The following is an 18,590-nucleotide window of genomic DNA, read 5'->3' as shown; positions in this document are numbered from 1 at the left end:
CTCTGGTTTAAAGAAACCGCCGCGGTTAACCATTTACCCTGATCCAGTAAGCCCCGCAAAACGTATATTTGAAAGCTAAGTTATTGTACGGCGAGAACCCCTTGAATAATACCGAGATGATTTTTTACTATCATCGCAAAAGTGTCATAAAGATCGTCAACACTGTAATGAAGCTAAACACAACATCGTTAATTTATTAACTGCAATTTGCTATAAAAATATAGCGCAGAATAAATAACAAGAATAAAGTGAGTTTTATTATGTCTTATAAATATAATGGGTCTATGATCCAAATCGCACATCCAGTGCAATCAATTTCAGTAAACAAACATCGTGTAATCTTTAGTGATACACAAGGTTTAAAAAATGCATTGTTTCAAAAAGCGAGTGATGCACGCCAGTTTGTTAAGTGGCTAAAAGCTAACTAAGCAACACATAACTTTAATTGCCCTTTTATTATTGCAATTATTGATAAGATATTATGCCAGCCTCGTTGCTGGCATTTTACTTTTTAGCTCTTTATTGGTTACAATAGTTTTACAATAATAATTACTGGCAGCTGTTGTAATGCTCCGTATATTTTTAACTTTCTTACTTTTTTTCTGTCTGACCTCAATAGGCAATGCTAGAACCATAAACTGGCTAGCGCACGACTTTGCACCCTATTATATTTTAAATGGTCAATATCAACACCAAGGCCGTGACGAAAGCATAATTTATTTACTTGAAAAACAACTTCCTAATATTACCTTTAACCGCATGCTTATCCCCTCAGGTAAGGTAATCCAAGAGCTGTCTAATACTTCAAATAATGTTTGTGCGTTATCGCTTTATAAAAATGATTACAGAAAAGAGCATATTTATTTTACAGACGAAAGCTCAACAACGGGCCTCTCGCCTTCAATAGCAATGCACAAAAGGCTCGCCAAAGCGCTAAATATAGCGGAATCAAAAGAAGTATCACTATTAGATTTAATACAAGATAAAAAACTAACTCTTGGGATCTCTATGAGCCGCTCTTATGGCCAAGAGATAGATACATTGATAAACAGTACGCCTAATATAGATTTAGTAATTAGACCCACTCGCGATAGCCTAGCGAGCCTCACATATATGCTTAACCTAAAACGAATTGATATTTTGCTGGGTTACCCAAGCGAGCATTACTATTTAGCTAAATCAATGCACTTTGAAGAGAACTTAACGCAGCGTCCATTAACCGAATCACCTGCGTTAAGTTATGGTTTTATTGGCTGTACTAAAAACGAGCAAGGCGCAGAAAACATTGCTACTCTTAATAAGCAGCTTAAAGTTATTAAAAAAACGCAGGCTTATAATGATTTACTCATGCGCTGGTTGCCCGAGCATTTAAGGCCGCTATTACAGTCACGTATTAATAGCGCAAAATAAGCAAATTCGAAGTCGCTTAATTTGAGTTTCTGTTAAGCAAAAAAAACGCCACAGTAAGTGGCGTTTTTATATTTAATAATGGTATTACTGACGAACGCCTTCTATTGATAAAATAATATCAACATGAGTAGATGCAGGTCCTAAGTTATAATCAATACCGTAATCGGTAAGTTTAAGGCTGGTTTCGCCCTCAAAACCTACGCGGTAGCCGCCCCACGGATCTTTACCTTCGCCCACTTTATCTATTTCAAAGGTAATAGTGTTAGTTACGCCGTGCAGCGTAAACTCACCGGTTACATCAGCCTCTTCGCCGTCTTCATCAAATTTAATACTCGTGCTTTTAAATGTCGCTTTTGGGTATTTATCTACATTTAAAAAATCTTTACCATGTAAATGCTTATCGCGCTCTGCATGGTTAGAGTCAAGACTTGTGGTATCAATGTTTACCATAATTTTTGACGTATTAGGGTTTTTAGCATCGTAGCTAAATGTGCCGTCAAAAGTATTAAAACGACCATATAACCAGCTGTAACCTAAGTGTTTAATTTTAAAGTTAACAGATGCATGCCCGCCTTTTGTATCAATTACATAATCAGCTGCATTGGCGGCTGTTGCCGATAACATCATTGCAGCCGAAACGGCTGTGCTTACTAATAATTTTTTCATTTTAATCATCCTTTAATGGTTTGATCATTCTAATTAAGGTTTTATCTTTATCGATAAAGTGATGTTTTAACGCCCCTAGTGCATGCAATACTGCAAACCCGATTAATGTGCACGCGCCGTAATAATGTACTTTTCCTGCAATATCGGCTTGGTCATCAAAGGCAAAATCAAGCGCTGATACGTTAAATAAAGTAAATACTTCTATTGGACGCCCGTCTGCGGTTGATATTAAATACCCTGCAACAACAATAACAGCCAAAATAATATACATAGCAATATGCGCCGTATGCGCTAATTGGTTCATGCCTTTACTCTCACCTAATGGTTTAGGTTGTGTAGATAAAGCACGCCATAAAATTCTAAATAAAAATACGGCCACAAGCGTAATACCAATACTCTTATGTAAATCGAGTGAACCTTTATACCAGCTATCGTAATAAGTAAGCTCAACCATATATAAACCTAAACCAAACAGGCCAAAAATAGTTAGCGCCATGAGCCAATGTAAAATAATGGCGACAAGTCCGTAAGATGAAGGTGTATTTTTAAACATGTGTAACGTCCTATAATGCAATGACGTTACAATATAGTGCAAAGAGGTAAATGAAAATAACATTTACAAACACTTTACGTGCGTATACGCACAGAACTTTATTATTTAAAGTCAGTTTTGCAAATAGATGATTAGACAGATAAGTTTATAGGGTGGATTGTTCGCTTAAGCTGACATAAATTAAGCTCTCAGGGCTTACTTGCAAACAAGTAACAAGTCCTTCTTTAATAAGCTCAAGCATAGCTATAAAACTAACCACTACACCACTTCGCCCTTCATTTGGGGTAAAAAGCGCATTAAATACCACTGCCGAGTTTGCTTGCGATAGTTGCTGTAATATTTGGCTCATTCTCTCACGGGTTGAGAGTACTTCAGCAGTAATTTGATGATGCTCAAACGTTTTTGCTCGCGCCATAACTTCACTCAACGCTAGCATTAAGTCTTTAAGTTCAATATCGGGGAGATTTTGACTTGTATCTTCACTTATTGGCATAGCGGCATGCGCTATAAAAATATCACGACCAACACGGGGAATATCGTCGAGGTTTTCGGCGGCTTGTTTAAACAGCTCATACTCTTGCAGGCGTTTAATAAGCTCAGCGCGAGGATCTTCTTCCTCTTCAAGCTCTTCGTGTACAGGTAATAATAAGCGCGACTTAATTTGCGCAAGTAACGCAGCCATTACTAAATATTCGCCAGCAAGTTCGAGTTGAAATTCTGTCATCATTTCTACATAACTTACGTACTGCTCTGTAATACTAAAAATAGAAAGTTCGAGCACATCAAGCTTATGCTTTTTAATTAAATAGAGCAGTAAATCGAGCGGGCCTTCAAAGGTTTCTAATATTATTTCGAGCGCATCGGGTGGGATGTATAAATCTTCAGGTTTATCTACAACCGCTTTTCCATGCAAAAAAGCCAGTGGCAGCTTTTGCTGCACTGGCTTTTCACTATTTTTTGTATTCGCAGTACTTTCGCTCATTACTTATTATTCAAATGGGCTTGTATCACCACAGCCAACACGCAAAATCTTGACTTCATCTTCCGACAAATCGATTACCGTGGTTGCTTGCTCAGCTAAGTGGCCACCGTGAATAATTAAATCAACGTGTTTATCTAATCGCTCTAATATTTCATCAGGATCTGATTCTGTAAACTGCTCACCTGGTAAAATTAAAGAACACGACATTAACGGCTCACCAAGTTCGGCAAGCAATGCACAAGCAATTGGGTGCTCAATTACACGCATGCCAATGGTTTTTTTCTTGTCGTTTAATAAACGTTTAGGGACTTCTTTTGTGCCTTTAAAAATAAAGGTATAAGGCCCTGGCGTATTATTTTTAATGAGTCTAAATAGCTGATTATCTACGCGTGCATAAGTAGATAACTCCGATAAATCACGGCAAACTAGCGTAAAATTATCGTTTTTTTCAATACCACGAATACGCTCTATGCGCTCTTTGGCTTGCTTATTACCAATGTTACAACCGATGGCGTAGCCCGAATCTGTTGGGTAAACAACAACGCCGCCTTGTTTAATAATATCAACGGCTTGACTAATTAGTCTCGGTTGCGGGTTATCAGGATGAATATGAAATAATTGACTCATGTTAATGCCCCTTCTTCTCCTTCCCAAGCTTGCCAAACACCTTGGCAATCTTTTGGTAGGTATAAATTTTTGCCAAGCTCTAAATAGCTTGTCGGAAAATGAAAATCAGACCCTTGCGAGCAAAGTAGTTCGTACTCACGGCTGAGTTCACCTAAAAATTGACGTTCGCTTGGCGCCTGTTGAGGTTGTGCAACTTCCATTGCGTCCCCTCCTACACTTTTAAATTCTACTAATAATTTGCGTAGCCACTTGTTTGACATTTGATAGCTACTTGGATGCGCAAGTACAGCAACACCACCAGCGGCATGTATGGCCTCAATAGCGGTTTGCATGGTGCACCAGCAACTTGGTACGTAGCCTGTTTTGCCACGCCCTAAGTACTTTTTAAAAACACCCGGGAAATTTTTAGCAACACCACGCTCAATAAGGGCGCGTGCAAAATGTGCACGCGTTATTTGCGCGTCTTTTGCCAGCTCTTTAGCTTGCTCGTAAATGCCATCAAAGCCATTTTTTGCAAGGCGAACACCAATCTCTAGTGCACGCTCTTCTCGCTTTTGCTGCTGAGCTGATAATAAAGAGGTAAGGTCAATATTATTAATATCAATATTTAAACCTACAATATGAATTTCGAAGCTTTCCCATTTAGTAGACACTTCTGTACCCGTTATTAATGAAAGCGGTAAGTTTTCGGTTTTAATAAATTGCTGCGCAGGCTTAATAGCCGCCACAGTGTCATGATCGGTAATAGCAAACACATCAATATTTTTATCAACAGCGCGATGCAATAATTCTTCAACCGTTAAACGCCCGTCTGAATGTGTGGTATGGCTATGTAAATCATATTTTATCAAAAGAAAACTGCTTAAAATTAAGGGTTACTGGTGTTTATGTAAGTATAACAACTTTTTTGACTAAATTGTTTTAAATAAACACTTGACACAAAAGCATAAGATACGTTTTACTGTAGCCACTTTCAGACACATTAAGAATTAACAATAATGATCAATTCAAATTTAAACACTATTTGGTGGTGGCACTCGTAATTATCGGGTGATGAATTGTCGTGTCTAACAAAAATTCAAAACCCGCAACTATGCGGGTTTTTTTATAACTAAATTTTACGAAACGTATACGTTAAAAATATTTAATAAATTTTGAGGCAGAAAAACATGAATAACGGTCTTACTCTTACACATCGTTGGTGGTGGCGCCTGATATAGCGGGACGGTAATGATCTGTTTGTAATTTAGATATCGTTATTCAAACCCCGCATTGCTAAAGCATTGCGGGGTTTAATTTTTTGAGGGAATGAGGTTTGATTTTTAGTCATATAACTACCACACCAGGCGAAGTAACAAGCATTACGCAAGTACGCGACTATATTAGTAGTCCTCTTGCATTATACGCGGCACTTGATAAGCCTAACTCACTACTGCTTGAATCGGCTGAGATTGATTCTAAAGACAGTGTAAAAAGTTTAATTTTAGTCGACTGTGCATTGCGCATTGTATGCCAAGGTAAAACAGTCACTATTACTGCTCAATCTAATAATGGGCAACAGCTACTTAGCTACTTGCAGGCAAATGTTAAAAGCTGTGATGCCACTTTAGACGACGCAACACTTACCCTGTGTTATTTAGACACTAGCGGCGATACTGACGAAGCGAGTAAACTAATTGCAGATAACGCATTTAGCGCTCTGAGAACTTGTATTAACAGTATTAAAAGCACAACTAACAATCCATTTTCGTTATTTTTAGGCGGTGTATTTGCCTACGATATGGTAGCAAACTTTGAGCAGTTAAGTGATGTACCTGATGGCGAAAACACCTGCCCAGATTACGTATTTTATTTAGCCGAAACCTTAGTTGTTATTGATCATCAAAAACAAACAACCGAACTCATTGGTAATGTATTTAACGGCCCAGACGTACACGCAAATTGCTTTGAAGTAGGTAAAGAGCTAGAGCGCTTAAATACGCTGTGCGATAACGCTTCAGAATTTAGTGCAGATATGCAAAGTGGACAATGTGAGGTAAGCGTTGATATAGACGATGACACATACTGCGAGCAAGTAATTAAGCTTAAAAAGAATATTGTAGACGGTGATATTTTTCAGGTAGTGCCGTCGCGTACATTTTCACTACCTTGTCCTGACGCTTTGCATGCTTATAGCCAGCTTAAAAAGCAAAATCCAAGTCCGTATATGTTTTATATGCGCGATGAAGACTTTGCTTTATTTGGCGCATCGCCTGAATCAGCACTTAAATACACAGTGCAATCTCAGCAAGTTGAAGTATACCCAATTGCTGGCACTCGCCCACGCGGCAAATTTGCTAATGGGCAAATAAACCCAGACCTAGACAGCCGCATTGAACTTGAACTTAGGAACGATCAAAAAGAGCGCGCCGAGCATTTAATGCTTGTCGATTTAGCCCGTAACGACGTAGCACGTATTAGTGTTGCAGGTACTCGTTTTGCCAAAGAGCTATTAAAAGTAGACCGTTATTCACAGGTAATGCATTTAGTGTCACGCGTTGTTGGCACACTAAAACCCGAGCTTGATGCACTGCACGCTTACCAAGCATGTATGAACATGGGCACGCTTGTTGGTGCACCAAAGGTTCGTGCTGCTGAGCTTGTTCGTCAAACTGAAGGGAAACGCCGTGGCAGCTATGGCGGCGCAGTTGGTTACTTAACCGGTGATGGCGCAATGGATAGCTGTATTGTTATTCGCTCAGCTTTTGTTAAAAATAATAAAGCGTATGTGCAAGCAGGTGCCGGTGTGGTGTTTGACTCAGATCCTATTTCAGAAGCAAACGAAACTCGCGCTAAAGCACAAGCGGTTATCACCGCCATAAAATCTACGTATAAGGCGGTATAAAATGAGTAAAGCGAATCCTATTAAAATCTATTTTTTAGATAACTTTGACTCATTTACATATAACTTAGTTGATGAGCTAACGATGCTTGGCTGCGAACTGGTTGTTTACAGAAACAACATTAGCGCTGAGGTTATTTTTAACAAAATGCGTCAAGAGCAAGGCCAAGTGCTATTAGTACTTTCGCCAGGCCCCGGAACACCAAGCGATGCAGGCTGTTTAATGGAGCTTATTGAACTCTCTAAAGGCCACTTCCCTATGCTGGGTATTTGTTTGGGTCAACAAGCGTTAACCCAAAGCTATGGCGGAGTAATCGGTCACGCGGGTGAAACCGTACATGGTAAGTCTTCAATTATTAATTTAGGCGAGCATCCTGTATTTGATGGTATGGGCAATACAATGCCTGTAGCACGTTACCATTCATTAATGGCAACAAAAGTGCCTGATAATATTGAGGTTATTGCCCAGTACGAAGATATCCCTATGGCTATTTATCATCATGGTGACAACGCATTGGGTTACCAGTTTCATCCAGAATCAATACTAACGCCAAACGGCGCAATGCTACTTCAGCAAAGTGTCGCTTACTTAACACGCGCTAAATAAAAGAGGACATTATGAGTACACAACCAGAACAACCCATAAATGTTCAACACGCTATTGAGCAACTAATTACTGGGCAATCATTAAGCTACGCAGACGCCAAAGCACTTTTTGATGAAGTAATGCAAGGTAATATGAGTGAAATTGAGCTAACCGCCCTACTTATAAGCCTTAAAATTAAAGGCGAAGTAAGCGATGAAATTGCAGGCGCTGCAGCCTCAATGCGCGAAAACGCCGTTGCTTTTACTACCAGCAGTACGCAACTTGCCGATAGCTGTGGCACTGGTGGCGATGGTTCAAACACAATTAATATAAGTACAACGGCTGCAATTGTTGCCGCTGCTGCCGGTATTAACATGGTAAAACATGGTAATCGCAGTGTATCGAGTAATTCAGGCTCAGCCGATTTACTCAAAGCCCTGGGCATTAATATAGATATGAGCCCAGAGCAAGCAGCAAAATGTCTTGAGCAAACCAATTTTACCTTTTTGTTTGCACCGCACTATCACAGTGGCGTACGCCATGCGATGGGCGTACGAACATCGCTTAAAACACGCACTATTTTCAATATTTTAGGTCCGCTTGCTAACCCTGCTGCACCTGAAGTGCAATTACTCGGCGTCTATAACGAAGCGTTGTGTATGCCAATGGCACAAACACTTAAAACCCTTGGCACAAAGCGCGCTATGATTGTTCACGGCTCGGGCACTGACGAAATAGCCCTACACGGCCCAACAACGGTAGTTGAGCTAAATAATGGCGAGATTACGCAGTACACACTAAACCCAAGCGACTTCGACCTTGCAAACTATTCACTTGAACAACTCGCTGGTGAAGGCCCACAATACAACGCAAATGCTAGCCTCGCCATCTTGCAAGGCAAAGGCACAGATGCACATAATGCTGCTATTGTGGTTAACGTAGCTGCCCTTTTATACCTAACAGGTAAAGCAGAAACGTTAAAAGAAGGAGCAAAACAAGTACAAACATTATTAAGTTCAGGGCAAGCCATGAACACACTAAGTGCAATTATTGAGGTAAGTAATGGCTAATGTATTAGACAAAATTGTTGCTGATAAAAAATTAGAACTAATTGAGAGAAAAGCTGCACGTCCGCTTGAAAGCTTTAAGCATCTTGCAGTGCCTACAAGTCGTAGCTTTTATAAAGCACTTGCAGCACCTGGCACTCAGTTTATTTTAGAGTGTAAAAAAGCATCGCCTTCAAAAGGGTTAATTAGAAACCCATTTGATTTAACTGAAATTACTTCAGTTTATAAAAAATATGCTACCTGCATGAGTGTGTTAACTGATGCTAAATATTTTCAAGGCAGCTTTGACTATCTTGAATTTGTTCGCAGCCAAGTAGAACAACCGCTTATCTGTAAAGACTTTTTTATAGACGAGTACCAAGTGTATATGGCACGTATTTATGGTGGTGACGCTATATTACTGATGCTTTCGGTACTCGATGACGAAAGCTATAAAGCACTGCATGCTGTTGCCGATTCACTTAATATGTCGGTGTTAACCGAAGTAAGTAATGAAGAAGAAGTACACCGCGCACTTGCGCTTGATGCACAAATTATTGGTATTAATAACCGCGATTTACGCGATTTAAGCACCGATTTAGCCACTACCGAAAAGCTACGCAAACTTATCCCAGCAGATAAAGTGGTTATTTCGGAATCGGGTATTTACACCCATCAAGACGTAAAACGTTTAGCTCCATTATGTGATGGCTTTTTAATTGGCAGCTCACTTATGAGCGAGCGTGATTTAGAGCAAGCATGTCGCCGTGTTATTTTAGGCGACAATAAAGTATGTGGTTTAACACGTAGCCAAGATGCACAAGCGGCATATCAAAACGGTGCTGTTTATGGTGGTTTAATTTTTCATCCTAAATCGCCTCGCTATGTCGATTTAGATTGTGCAAGAGAGCTGAGCCAAAGCGCACCACTTAACTTTGTTGGTGTATTTGTAGATGCTCCCATTGAGCAAGTTGCTCAATACGCAAGTGTGCTAAAATTAGCGGCAGTTCAATTACATGGCCAAGAAAGTGACGATTACATTGCTGACTTGCGTACACAGTTACCAACTAATTGCGAAATTTGGAAAGCCCAGGCAGTTAAAAATACATTACCAACTCCAGTAAATGGGGTTGATCGTCATCTTTACGATACACACAGCGACACTCAAGCTGGCGGTACTGGTAAAGCATTTGATTGGTCGGTGCTTAGCGGCGCAACTACACCATTTATGCTCGCTGGAGGCTTAAATCCAGACAATATTAAAGATGCGCTTTTTAAAGGTGCCTTAGGCCTTGATTTAAACTCAGGCGTTGAAGAATCTGCGGGTAAAAAGTGCCCTAACAAATTACATAATGCTTTTACAAGCATCAGAAATTATTGAGGTTAAAATGCAAAATCCAGCTTATTTTGGCGAGTTTGGCGGTATGTTTGTACCCGAGTTACTTGTCCCTGCGCTTAAGCAGTTAGAAAATGAATTTAACAAAGCACAAAAAGATCCTGAGTTTCAGGCAGAGCTAAGTAAATTATTAAACGAGTATGCGGGTCGTCCTACCCCACTTACTTTAACGCGCAATTTAGTTAAAAACCCAAAAGTAAAACTGTATCTCAAGCGCGAAGACTTATTACACGGCGGCGCACATAAAACGAACCAAGTACTTGGCCAAGCGTTACTTACTAAACGTATGGGTAAAAAACAAGTTATTGCTGAAACAGGTGCCGGTCAACACGGCGTTGCAACAGCGCTTGCATGTGCATTACTGGGTTTAAAATGTCGTATTTATATGGGCGCAAAAGACGTTGAACGTCAGCAACCTAACGTATTTAGAATGAAGTTAATGGGCGCAGAGGTTATTCCGGTAACAGCGGGTTCTGGCACATTAAAAGATGCAGTAAATGAAGCGCTGCGTGACTGGTCAGCAAACTACCAAGACGCACATTACCTACTAGGTACAGCTGCGGGTCCTCACCCATTCCCAACAATTGTACGCGAGTATCAAAAAATTATTGGTGAAGAAGCCAAACAACAAGTACTTAAAGCAGAAGGTCGTTTACCTGACGCTGTTATTGCCTGTGTTGGTGGTGGTTCAAACGCGATTGGTATGTTTACCGACTTTATTGACGAGCCAGGCGTTAAATTAATTGGTGTTGAGCCTGCTGGTAAAGGGCTTGATACAAATGAGCACGGTGCAACAATTTGTAAAGGTACTAAAGGCATTTTACACGGTACTTATACGTATATTATGCAAAATGACGACGGTCAAATTGAAGAGTCTTACTCGGTATCGGCAGGTCTTGATTACCCTGCAGTGGGTCCTCAGCATGCATTTTTACACGAAACCGGTCGTGCTCAATACGTTGGTATTACAGATACCGAGGCGCTTGATGCATTTCAATCGCTTGCTAAAAACGAAGGTATTATTCCGGCGCTTGAATCAAGCCATGCGTTAGCTTACGCTCTTAAGTACGCAGAAGAGCAAACCGAAGAAAGCATTTTAATAATTAACCTAAGTGGTCGTGGCGATAAAGACTTAACACACGTTCACAACGTACTATCTGAAAGAGGTCAGCTATGAGCCAAGTAAAAACGGATCGTTACGGCAAAATGTTTGCAGCACTTAACGAGCAAAAACAAGGTGCATTTGTACCATTTGTAACAATTGGCGACCCAGGTAAAGAGCAAAGCATAGAAATTATTAAAAGCCTAATTGATGGGGGCGCTGATGCACTTGAACTTGGCATTCCTTTCTCAGATCCGATTGCTGATGGTCCTGTAATTCAAAAAGCGAATATTCGCGCTCTTGATGTACATATTAATACGCAAGATTGCTTTGATATTATTAAAGAAATACGTGAGTATAATGCCGATATTCCAATTGGTTTATTACTGTATTCAAACCTTGTGTTTAAGCGCGGTATTGAAGCATTTTATAAAGATGCAAAAGCGGTAGGCGTAGACTCTATTTTAGTTGCCGATGTGCCTCTGCATGAATCTAAAATGTTTAGAAAGTCAGCTATGGATAACGGTGTAGACCCAATATTCATCGCAACACCGAATGCAGATGACGACACACTTCGCCAGTGTGCCTCTTACGGCCGTGGTTACACGTATTTATTATCGCGCGCAGGTGTTACCGGCACCGATACTAAAGCACAAATGCCTGCAGGCAACATTGTTACTAAGTTAAAAGAATACCATGCAGCCCCTGCTCTTTTAGGGTTTGGTATTTCAACGCCAGATGATGTAAAAGCGGCTCTTAATGCGGGTGCAGCCGGTGCTATTTCAGGCTCTGCTGTGGTTAAAATCATTGAAGCTAACCTTAATGATTTACCGGCAATGACCGCTCAGTTAAAAGCATTTGTAGCTGATATGAAAGCAGCTACATCGCTTTAAGCTAACTAGGGCGTGTTTTATACTCATTAAAAAAGGGCATTTAAAATGCCCTTTTTTGTTTTTTCAAAATCAAACGCTTTATCAATATCCAAACATTTTAAAAAGCAACTTAGTGAGCTTGGTGCTTACCCTCTAAAATCTCTTCAATAAATTTAGCATTAAATGCTTCTAAATCGGCTGGGCTTCGGCTTGTTACTAAGCCTTTATCTACACATACTTCTTGGTCAACCCAATTAGCGCCTGCATTAATTAAATCGCTTTTAATACTTGGAAAAGAGGTAATGGTACGGTCGCGCAGTTTATTAATTTCGGCTAATAACCACGGCGCATGGCAAATAGCAGCAACGGGTTTGTTTTTTTCTGCACCAAAAAAGCCGTCTATAAATGCTTTAGCGTCTTTATCTTGGCGTAAACTGTCTGGGTTAAATAAACCACCAGGAAGCATAAGCGCGTCGTAATCAGCAGGGTCTGCGTTTGTGACTAGTTTATCTACTGTTACTTTATCGCCCCACCTGTCTTCATCCCAGCCCGTAATTTGGCCTTCTTTAATTGATACTATTTCGATACTTGCACCGGCATCAAGTAATGCGCTGCGTGGAGATAAAAGCTCACTTTGCTCAAATCCGTCAGTGGCTAAAATTGCAATTTTTTTGCCTTGTAAACGTGTGCTTGTTTGTAATGTACTCATTTAGATCTCCTTATTTGATACCAACCTGCATAAATCTTTGAGCAATTTAACGAATTAAATCGCACTATAACGTCGTTAAAAATCTTTCATTTAGAACAACTAGATACAAAAATTATTGCCTAATTCTAGCGTGATTTTCTTAACGTTAAATAGACCCCATATATATGCAGATTGGTATTATTAAAAATATATTCGAAACACACAGTTAAAAAGCACGATGCATGCCGAAATCAAACCATTGAAAATAAAGGAGTTAATTCAAGTTGTGCCACAGTGCTATGTAAATCATTTAGACAATATGAATAATCTACATAAACCAGATACAACACAGCTTTGGTACTCGATGATTAAATACTGAAGCTTCACTTATCGCGCGAGCAAGCTTAGCGCCTACAACTCATGCTCGGCATTATGTTTATTTTTGTAGACGCGCTGCTTGCAGGCGTTTAAAAACGTAGTTTTTATGATGGGTGGTTAAGTAATTAGAAGCTGCGCTTCTCGCGCGAGCAAGCTTAGCGCCTACCTGAAAAACTTACACTCAGCAGTTTAATTTACCTGTAGACGCGCTGCTTGCAGGCGTTTAAAGACGCAGGTTTTATGATGGGTGATTAAGTAATTAGAAGCTTCGCTTCTCGCGCGAGCAAGCTTAGCGCCTACCTGAAAGACTTACACTCAGCAGTGTAATATACCTGTAGAGGCGCTGCTTGCAGCCGTTTAAAAACGTAGTTTTTATGATCGGTGGTTAAGAAATACAGAAGCTGCGCTTCTCGCGTGAGCAAGCTAAACGCCTACAACTCATGCTCTACATTATGTTTATATTTGTAGACGCGCAACTTGTTGCCGTGATGGGCAAAGCCCATAATTTGTATGTTGAATAATATATTTAATAACTTCAATCAAGCTCTGCAAACGACCAAACTAAGTAATACTATTTAAAGCAGATCTTTTAACGCCTTAGCAGGCTTAAAAACCGCTTTATTAGCGCCTTCTATTTCAATTGCAGCCCCTGTTTGTGGATTACGACCGGTACGCGCTGGATAGTAACTTAGCGCAAACGTACCAAAGCCACTAATTTGAACCTGATCGCCCTCAGAAAGCGATTTAGTAATTACTTTTTGCAAGCTTGAAAGCGCCGCTTGAGAATCTTTTTTTGTTAATTCACTTTTGTGTGCAATGGCAGCAACGAGTTCTGCTTTATTCATTTTAGGCTCCTAAATACACGCCAAATCAGTGTTGGTTAAGCGTGGGAATATGATGATATAAAAAATACCAAACCAAATTGGCAATAAAGCCACGCAGGCTAAGGGTTACAGGGCAACAAGTCAACCTTGTAGTTGCTAAGCTTTATGTGGTAAAAAGCCTTTGACTCTTTTTTGTATAATTTAGGTAAGCTATGCACGCATTAATTGAATACATCCCACTCATACTGTTTTTTGCAGTTTTTAAGCTAGTCGATATTTACTGGGCTACCGGTTTATTAATGGTAACCACCCTCATTCAGGTTGCTTATAGCTACTTTAAACATGGCTCTGTGCCTACTCGCCAGTGGATCTTTTTTGGCATTGCTGCTGTGTTTGGTACGTTAACGCTGGTACTACATGATGAGCAATACATTAAATGGAAAGCAACGCTGATATACGCAGGTTTAAGTTTAACGTTACTTGTTAGCCGTTATGCACTTAAAAAAAATCTCGTTAAAAAAGCGCTTAGCTCAATACTCGATAATGCTAATGATACAAAACAAGCCATTGTTGTACCTGAGCCTTTATGGAATAAGCTCAACCTAATGTGGGTTGTAATTACTGCTGGCATCGCAGCACTAAACATTTATATTGCATATAATTTTTCACTCGACTTTTGGGTTAACTTTAAAGTATTTGGTTTAATGGGTATTACTTTTGTGAGTATTTTTGTAACCATTATTGCACTTTATAAATACCTCCCTAGTGAAGAAGAACCTGCAAAGTAAGCCCCCTCGTCATAAAAGTGTCGTCTTAGCTTGATAGCTTATTAAAAAAAGTAAGTTGAGACGACCTTGAACGCCAATCAATATCGCTGGTTTGAATTTACCCTCATTTTTGTATTGCTACCCTTATTGGGCTTTGGATTGCGCGAGCATTTAGCTAATTGGCTTATTCCTGCGCTTATTATACTTATGAGTGTGTGTTGTATGTTGCTTCTTAGCGATCCGCATTTTAAACGTTTTAGGCTTACAAGCCTTGGGCAATTTTCTGCGGTTAAAAAGCGTGTGTTTAGCTTCTTTTTTTTAGGTGCACTGTTCTCAGGTATGTTTTACGGGATTATTCATCAGGGAAACTGGTTTACCCTTCCCCGCAATTCGTTTAATGATTGGCTTTTACTGTTGTTGCTCTACCCAATACTGTCGGTTATTCCTCAAGAGTTAATATTCAGAACGTACTTTTTTCATCGTTATAAACGAATTATGCCCAAAAAAGCCGTGCGCATAATTGTAAGTGCAACTGTATTTGCACTGGCGCATATTGTGTATGCAAATTGGATTGCAGTAGCCTTAGCCTTTTTAGGTGGCTTACTGTTTGCTTATACCTATGCACAAAGCCGCTCAACCGTCGTGTGCGTTATTGAGCATAGTTTATGGGGGATATGGATGTTTACACTCGGGATCGGCAGCTACCTTGATTCAGGCGCATTTAACTAATATAACAAGCATTAAAAATCCGATACTAGAAAACTAATATCGGATTTTGAATATTTCTAAAACCACTTAACTAATGATTAAAATAACGATTCAAACTCACCATTTGGAAATAAAACACCAGGAATACCACGTACTGCTGTAACGTCAGCTATTTTAGTATCACCAAAATATAAACCGCCACTGTAATTACGGCCCTTTTGTTTTACATCTAACCAACGTCCATTTTCGCCTTTCGCTATTAGATTAATGTTGCCACTAACATCACGAATACGTAAATCTAGCGCACGGTTTTTTATACTAACAAATATATCTGTAGAGGTAAGTTCTGATAAGTTTTCAACATCGCCCACGTAAGCAAACTTAAAATCGCTTGCACCACTCAACGGAAAATCTAATTCAAAAGTAAATGCTAAATCGTCATTATCTTCACCAATAAAAGGCGAAGCCTCTACTGCTGTAATATGAAATGCAGTGCTCTGAATGTCACTTACGTAATCGCCATTAAAATCAAAAGTAGATAACGTCGTAGACTCTTCACCTAATGAATTAACAAAACGATTTAAGTTTAGTGACAAGTCACCTTCAAGTTTACCAGCTGCTTTATTGATAATTACATTGGTCGTTACCTGTGTAATACCTGTATCGGCTTCTGGGTTTAATTCACTTTGAGCATCTATACCATCAAACTGAATTAGCAACTCACTTACATCTACACTTAAAACCGTAGCACCATTTGTGACTGTTGCGCTCATTACACCTTCAATTTTATTACCTAATACACCACTTACTCTAAATGTTGGAATTGATAAATCAATTGTTATAGGTAAATCATCATATGTGCCAGTTATAGCCCAAGTATAAGGTGATTGGCTGTAATCAATATCTAAGTCACGAAGTTTATATTGTCCTGATGGTGTAGAGCCATCAGCTAGTGGTGAATAATTTGTAATAACTTCGTTTAAAGCATTAGTAAGTGCATCAAGTGTTCTTTGTGTGTCTTCATCAAACGCACTTTCAAGCTCAGCGAATTTTGCGTCTAATTCATCTGAATAGCTTTTTTCTTGAAGTCTTGCTGCACCTATAATATTTCGTGTATCAACAAGTAACTCTCTTGAATCTAAGCTTTGAACTTCTGTTGAGCGAGCCTGCCAATTTGTAAATGTAGTTACACTTGCAATCGTTTGCTTAACTTGACCAGCTACATTTTGCAGTAAAGCATTACCTTGGTCGCTAAATAAGTTATCTGTAACATACTGCGCTGCTAAATCGCTATAATCTTGCCATGCTTGCTGGTCAGTCTCTAAGTTAGTAAATGCATTAAAAGCACTTTCAACACTAAACGAACTATCAGCAACACCAGCTAAAATTGCCGCGTAAGTAAATGCATTAGTAACCATTTCTGCTTCAACACTTGCATTTAAATTGCTGTGCGTTAAATGATAAAAAGGCGTGGCTGATAAACTAGCTTGCGTAGCACTAAAGCCTTCATCTGTAATTGCTTTACTCAATGGCGATAAATAAACCGTATTTACACCTGGTGCACTAAATGCATCTGCTTTGTAATTAAGAGTAACGGCTGTCAATTCTTGGTAGTCTATTAAACGGTTTGCGTTTAAGTCATTTACATCACCACGAACTGTTCTGCCACAACCTGTAAAGCGAGGACAAGGTAGAGCAGTATCACTCGGTATAAACTCAAAACTATTAAAAGTAAGTGGAGTTACACTTACACTCGCAGTATTGATGTTTTCGACTTCAATTGATTCTTGCACCACCCCGTCGCTATCTAAAACATTAAGCGTGCCCTGTGGTGATTGCCAATTAGATACATAAAAACTCACAGAAGAAGATGTAGCAATCTCACTCACTGCAACAGATTCTGAACTGTCACTGTCTGATGAAGAACCACAACCTACCAATGCAATAGCTACCCCTAAGGGTATAATTTGTTTTAACATCTTCATTCCTTAAAACTTAATGTTCACGTACCAATTCACATTAGCATAATAGGCTTTATCTAAATCTAGGCTATCAGTTTGTAAATTAAGACCAAAATACTCGTTTTCTATACCAACTAAAAATGCTTCACTTTTTGTCTCATAGCCTGCCTGTACTTTCCAATGATCCCAAAAGTGTATACGGCCTTTTAATTGGCTGAACGTGTCTTTGTCGTAACGTTTTAAAGTTAACTGAGTCGAAAATCGGTCGTTTATTCTGTAATCGGCAAATGCTTGTAGTCGCATTTCCATTTCTAAATCATGAGATACCGTATTTCCAAATGCAGATGTTTTTAATGAAACTGTTGGCTGAGTAATAATATCGCCGTTGTCATCTTCGCTAAATGGAATTTCAGTAGTTTGACCTTTTACAGAGCCGCTGTCTTCGTACTCTGTTTTATAGAGTAAATCTTTTACGCTAAAACCAACTTGAAGCTCATCATTTACTTGCCAATCAGCAAAAATATCTAGGCTATAGCCAAGCCCTTCAGGTTTTTGTGAAGGTGAAAACTTTTTAAATAATATGTCTTTTGAAAAGTTGTAATCGACAGTTACAGCGCCTTCAACTTCATCACTATAAATTTCACCATTTACAGTGGCATCTTGATAGTGCGAGCTGGCAAAAACAGAAAGTTTAGGTGTTATTGTTAATGCATTTTTATCTAAAAATTTAAAATCATAAGATACAAATACACCGTTAGACGTTGCTTGTTTAGCATCAAGGTAATATGTATAAAATCTATCTTCAAACTCTAGATCATTTTTTTCGGTATGAGTATATTTGGCTGTATCAGGATCAAAGTTAAGAACATAGTCGTAACGACTTTGTAAACCTACCTTAAAATTACCGTAGCCAACACCTACTTCAAATATATTATAGGTGAATGCACTGTCACCCGATTTTAATGGAGCATCAAAATCATCTACAAAGGCTTGTACTGGTTGTGCTTCTGTATAAATTTCTGCGTCAAAGTGGGTAAAAATTTGAAATTGGTTATCTGCGGAAGCAAGAGGAGAAATAAAAGCTGTTGAAAATCCTAACAAGAGAATTTTTTTTTTCATAATTTAATCGCTTTCTATAAAAAA

General features: G+C 39.2%; 19 protein-coding genes. 10 read left to right on the top strand and 9 right to left on the bottom strand.

What is annotated here, in order from left to right; all coding sequences use genetic code 11:
• The first annotated feature begins 260 nt into the window (after window positions 1–260).
• Window positions 261–428, top strand: a complete 168-nt coding sequence (locus tag I6F45_RS17855) for a hypothetical protein (RefSeq protein WP_002961566.1) — start codon at window positions 261–263, stop codon at window positions 426–428.
• A gap of 139 nt (window positions 429–567) precedes the next feature.
• Entirely contained in the window at window positions 568–1,410 is an 843-nt protein-coding gene (locus tag I6F45_RS17850; RefSeq protein ID WP_197119741.1) for a transporter substrate-binding domain-containing protein, read from the top strand.
• 84 nt (window positions 1,411–1,494) lie between these two features.
• On the opposite strand, the gene I6F45_RS17845 is transcribed toward I6F45_RS17850, so the two are convergent.
• The 5 genes from I6F45_RS17845 to rnm all read right to left on the bottom strand — a co-directional run bounded on the left by I6F45_RS17845 (window position 1,495) and on the right by rnm (window position 5,089).
• Window positions 1,495–2,076, bottom strand: coding sequence for a YceI family protein (locus tag I6F45_RS17845; protein WP_165741701.1), 582 nt, complete (start codon window positions 2,074–2,076; stop codon window positions 1,495–1,497).
• 1 nt (window position 2,077) lies between these two features.
• The gene (locus I6F45_RS17840) at window positions 2,078–2,629 is read right to left on the bottom strand and encodes a cytochrome b (RefSeq protein ID WP_002961572.1); all 552 of its coding nucleotides are present in this window, start codon (window positions 2,627–2,629) and stop codon (window positions 2,078–2,080) included.
• 145 nt (window positions 2,630–2,774) lie between these two features.
• Window positions 2,775–3,611: a segregation and condensation protein A gene (locus I6F45_RS17835; protein ID WP_197161470.1), complete on the bottom strand. Its 837-nt coding sequence runs from the start codon at window positions 3,609–3,611 to the stop codon at window positions 2,775–2,777.
• Between the two features lie 6 nt (window positions 3,612–3,617).
• Window positions 3,618–4,238 carry an L-threonylcarbamoyladenylate synthase gene (locus I6F45_RS17830; RefSeq protein WP_024590418.1) on the bottom strand — a complete coding sequence of 207 codons (621 nt, stop codon included), beginning with the start codon at window positions 4,236–4,238 and terminating at the stop codon, window positions 3,618–3,620.
• Complete coding sequence (gene rnm / locus I6F45_RS17825; RefSeq protein WP_024590417.1) at window positions 4,235–5,089, bottom strand: RNase RNM; 855 nt, start codon at window positions 5,087–5,089, stop codon at window positions 4,235–4,237. The genes I6F45_RS17830 and rnm overlap by 4 nt, the downstream gene beginning before the upstream one ends.
• A 464-nt stretch (window positions 5,090–5,553) precedes the next feature.
• Between rnm and I6F45_RS17820 the strand changes: the two genes are divergently transcribed.
• Genes I6F45_RS17820 through trpA form a run of 6 tightly spaced genes read left to right on the top strand, consistent with a single transcriptional unit; the run spans window position 5,554 to window position 12,142 of the window.
• Window positions 5,554–7,122: an anthranilate synthase component 1 gene (locus tag I6F45_RS17820; RefSeq protein ID WP_197161468.1), complete on the top strand. Its 1,569-nt coding sequence runs from the start codon at window positions 5,554–5,556 to the stop codon at window positions 7,120–7,122.
• A 1-nt stretch (window position 7,123) separates the two neighbouring features.
• Window positions 7,124–7,726: an aminodeoxychorismate/anthranilate synthase component II gene (locus I6F45_RS17815; RefSeq protein WP_010554215.1), complete on the top strand. Its 603-nt coding sequence runs from the start codon at window positions 7,124–7,126 to the stop codon at window positions 7,724–7,726.
• Between the two features lie 11 nt (window positions 7,727–7,737).
• The gene (gene trpD / locus I6F45_RS17810) at window positions 7,738–8,775 is read left to right on the top strand and encodes an anthranilate phosphoribosyltransferase (RefSeq protein WP_197161466.1); all 1,038 of its coding nucleotides are present in this window, start codon (window positions 7,738–7,740) and stop codon (window positions 8,773–8,775) included.
• Entirely contained in the window at window positions 8,768–10,132 is a 1,365-nt protein-coding gene (gene trpCF, locus I6F45_RS17805; RefSeq protein ID WP_197161464.1) for a bifunctional indole-3-glycerol-phosphate synthase TrpC/phosphoribosylanthranilate isomerase TrpF, read from the top strand. The genes trpD and trpCF overlap by 8 nt, the downstream gene beginning before the upstream one ends.
• A gap of 7 nt (window positions 10,133–10,139) precedes the next feature.
• A complete protein-coding gene (gene trpB, locus I6F45_RS17800; RefSeq protein ID WP_197161462.1) occupies window positions 10,140–11,324 on the top strand; it encodes a tryptophan synthase subunit beta in 1,185 nt (394 codons plus the stop codon).
• The gene (gene trpA, locus I6F45_RS17795; RefSeq protein ID WP_197161459.1) at window positions 11,321–12,142 is read left to right on the top strand and encodes a tryptophan synthase subunit alpha; all 822 of its coding nucleotides are present in this window, start codon (window positions 11,321–11,323) and stop codon (window positions 12,140–12,142) included. The genes trpB and trpA overlap by 4 nt, the downstream gene beginning before the upstream one ends.
• Window positions 12,143–12,251: 109 nt before the next feature.
• Here trpA and I6F45_RS17790 read toward each other — a convergent pair whose 3' ends face one another.
• Both I6F45_RS17790 and I6F45_RS17785 read right to left on the bottom strand, forming a co-directional pair.
• Complete coding sequence (locus tag I6F45_RS17790; protein WP_197161457.1) at window positions 12,252–12,830, bottom strand: type 1 glutamine amidotransferase domain-containing protein; 579 nt, start codon at window positions 12,828–12,830, stop codon at window positions 12,252–12,254.
• A 932-nt stretch (window positions 12,831–13,762) separates the two neighbouring features.
• Complete coding sequence (locus I6F45_RS17785) at window positions 13,763–14,032, bottom strand: HU family DNA-binding protein (protein ID WP_197161455.1); 270 nt, start codon at window positions 14,030–14,032, stop codon at window positions 13,763–13,765.
• Window positions 14,033–14,223: 191 nt separating this feature from the next.
• Between I6F45_RS17785 and I6F45_RS17780 the strand changes: the two genes are divergently transcribed.
• Both I6F45_RS17780 and I6F45_RS17775 read left to right on the top strand, forming a co-directional pair.
• The gene (locus I6F45_RS17780) at window positions 14,224–14,799 is read left to right on the top strand and encodes an inner membrane-spanning protein YciB (protein WP_197161452.1); all 576 of its coding nucleotides are present in this window, start codon (window positions 14,224–14,226) and stop codon (window positions 14,797–14,799) included.
• A 66-nt stretch (window positions 14,800–14,865) separates the two neighbouring features.
• Window positions 14,866–15,507, top strand: a complete 642-nt coding sequence (locus I6F45_RS17775; RefSeq protein WP_197161450.1) for a CPBP family intramembrane glutamic endopeptidase — start codon at window positions 14,866–14,868, stop codon at window positions 15,505–15,507.
• Window positions 15,508–15,584: 77 nt separating this feature from the next.
• On the opposite strand, the gene I6F45_RS17770 is transcribed toward I6F45_RS17775, so the two are convergent.
• A complete protein-coding gene (locus I6F45_RS17770; RefSeq protein ID WP_197119748.1) occupies window positions 15,585–17,465 on the bottom strand; it encodes a hypothetical protein in 1,881 nt (626 codons plus the stop codon).
• A gap of 9 nt (window positions 17,466–17,474) precedes the next feature.
• The gene (locus I6F45_RS17765) at window positions 17,475–18,566 is read right to left on the bottom strand and encodes a hypothetical protein (protein ID WP_024607186.1); all 1,092 of its coding nucleotides are present in this window, start codon (window positions 18,564–18,566) and stop codon (window positions 17,475–17,477) included.
• Window positions 18,567–18,590 lie beyond the last annotated feature (24 nt).

It is taken from the genome of Pseudoalteromonas sp. SWYJZ19 (genome assembly GCF_015864375.1).
Taxonomy (GTDB): Bacteria; Pseudomonadota; Gammaproteobacteria; order Enterobacterales; family Alteromonadaceae; genus Pseudoalteromonas; species Pseudoalteromonas arctica.
This window is presented reverse-complemented; position numbering and strand designations above follow the sequence as displayed.

Bases quoted from the DNA above. Each gene is read 5' to 3' on its own strand.
- I6F45_RS17780 (WP_197161452.1), top strand. From the start codon at position 14,224: ATGCACGCATTAATTGAATACATCCCACTCATACTGTTTTTTGCAGTT.
- trpA (WP_197161459.1), top strand. From the start codon at position 11,321: ATGAGCCAAGTAAAAACGGATCGTTACGGCAAAATGTTTGCAGCACTT.
- I6F45_RS17815 (WP_010554215.1), top strand. From the start codon at position 7,124: ATGAGTAAAGCGAATCCTATTAAAATCTATTTTTTAGATAACTTTGAC.
- I6F45_RS17840 (WP_002961572.1), bottom strand. From the start codon at position 2,629: ATGTTTAAAAATACACCTTCATCTTACGGACTTGTCGCCATTATTTTA.
- I6F45_RS17845 (WP_165741701.1), bottom strand. From the start codon at position 2,076: ATGAAAAAATTATTAGTAAGCACAGCCGTTTCGGCTGCAATGATGTTA.
- I6F45_RS17770 (WP_197119748.1), bottom strand. From the start codon at position 17,465: ATGTTAAAACAAATTATACCCTTAGGGGTAGCTATTGCATTGGTAGGT.
- trpB (WP_197161462.1), top strand. From the start codon at position 10,140: ATGCAAAATCCAGCTTATTTTGGCGAGTTTGGCGGTATGTTTGTACCC.
- trpCF (WP_197161464.1), top strand. From the start codon at position 8,768: ATGGCTAATGTATTAGACAAAATTGTTGCTGATAAAAAATTAGAACTA.
- I6F45_RS17830 (WP_024590418.1), bottom strand. From the start codon at position 4,238: ATGAGTCAATTATTTCATATTCATCCTGATAACCCGCAACCGAGACTA.
- I6F45_RS17855 (WP_002961566.1), top strand. From the start codon at position 261: ATGTCTTATAAATATAATGGGTCTATGATCCAAATCGCACATCCAGTG.
- I6F45_RS17850 (WP_197119741.1), top strand. From the start codon at position 568: ATGCTCCGTATATTTTTAACTTTCTTACTTTTTTTCTGTCTGACCTCA.
- I6F45_RS17785 (WP_197161455.1), bottom strand. From the start codon at position 14,032: ATGAATAAAGCAGAACTCGTTGCTGCCATTGCACACAAAAGTGAATTA.
- trpD (WP_197161466.1), top strand. From the start codon at position 7,738: ATGAGTACACAACCAGAACAACCCATAAATGTTCAACACGCTATTGAG.
- I6F45_RS17765 (WP_024607186.1), bottom strand. From the start codon at position 18,566: ATGAAAAAAAAAATTCTCTTGTTAGGATTTTCAACAGCTTTTATTTCT.
- I6F45_RS17790 (WP_197161457.1), bottom strand. From the start codon at position 12,830: ATGAGTACATTACAAACAAGCACACGTTTACAAGGCAAAAAAATTGCA.
- I6F45_RS17835 (WP_197161470.1), bottom strand. From the start codon at position 3,611: ATGAGCGAAAGTACTGCGAATACAAAAAATAGTGAAAAGCCAGTGCAG.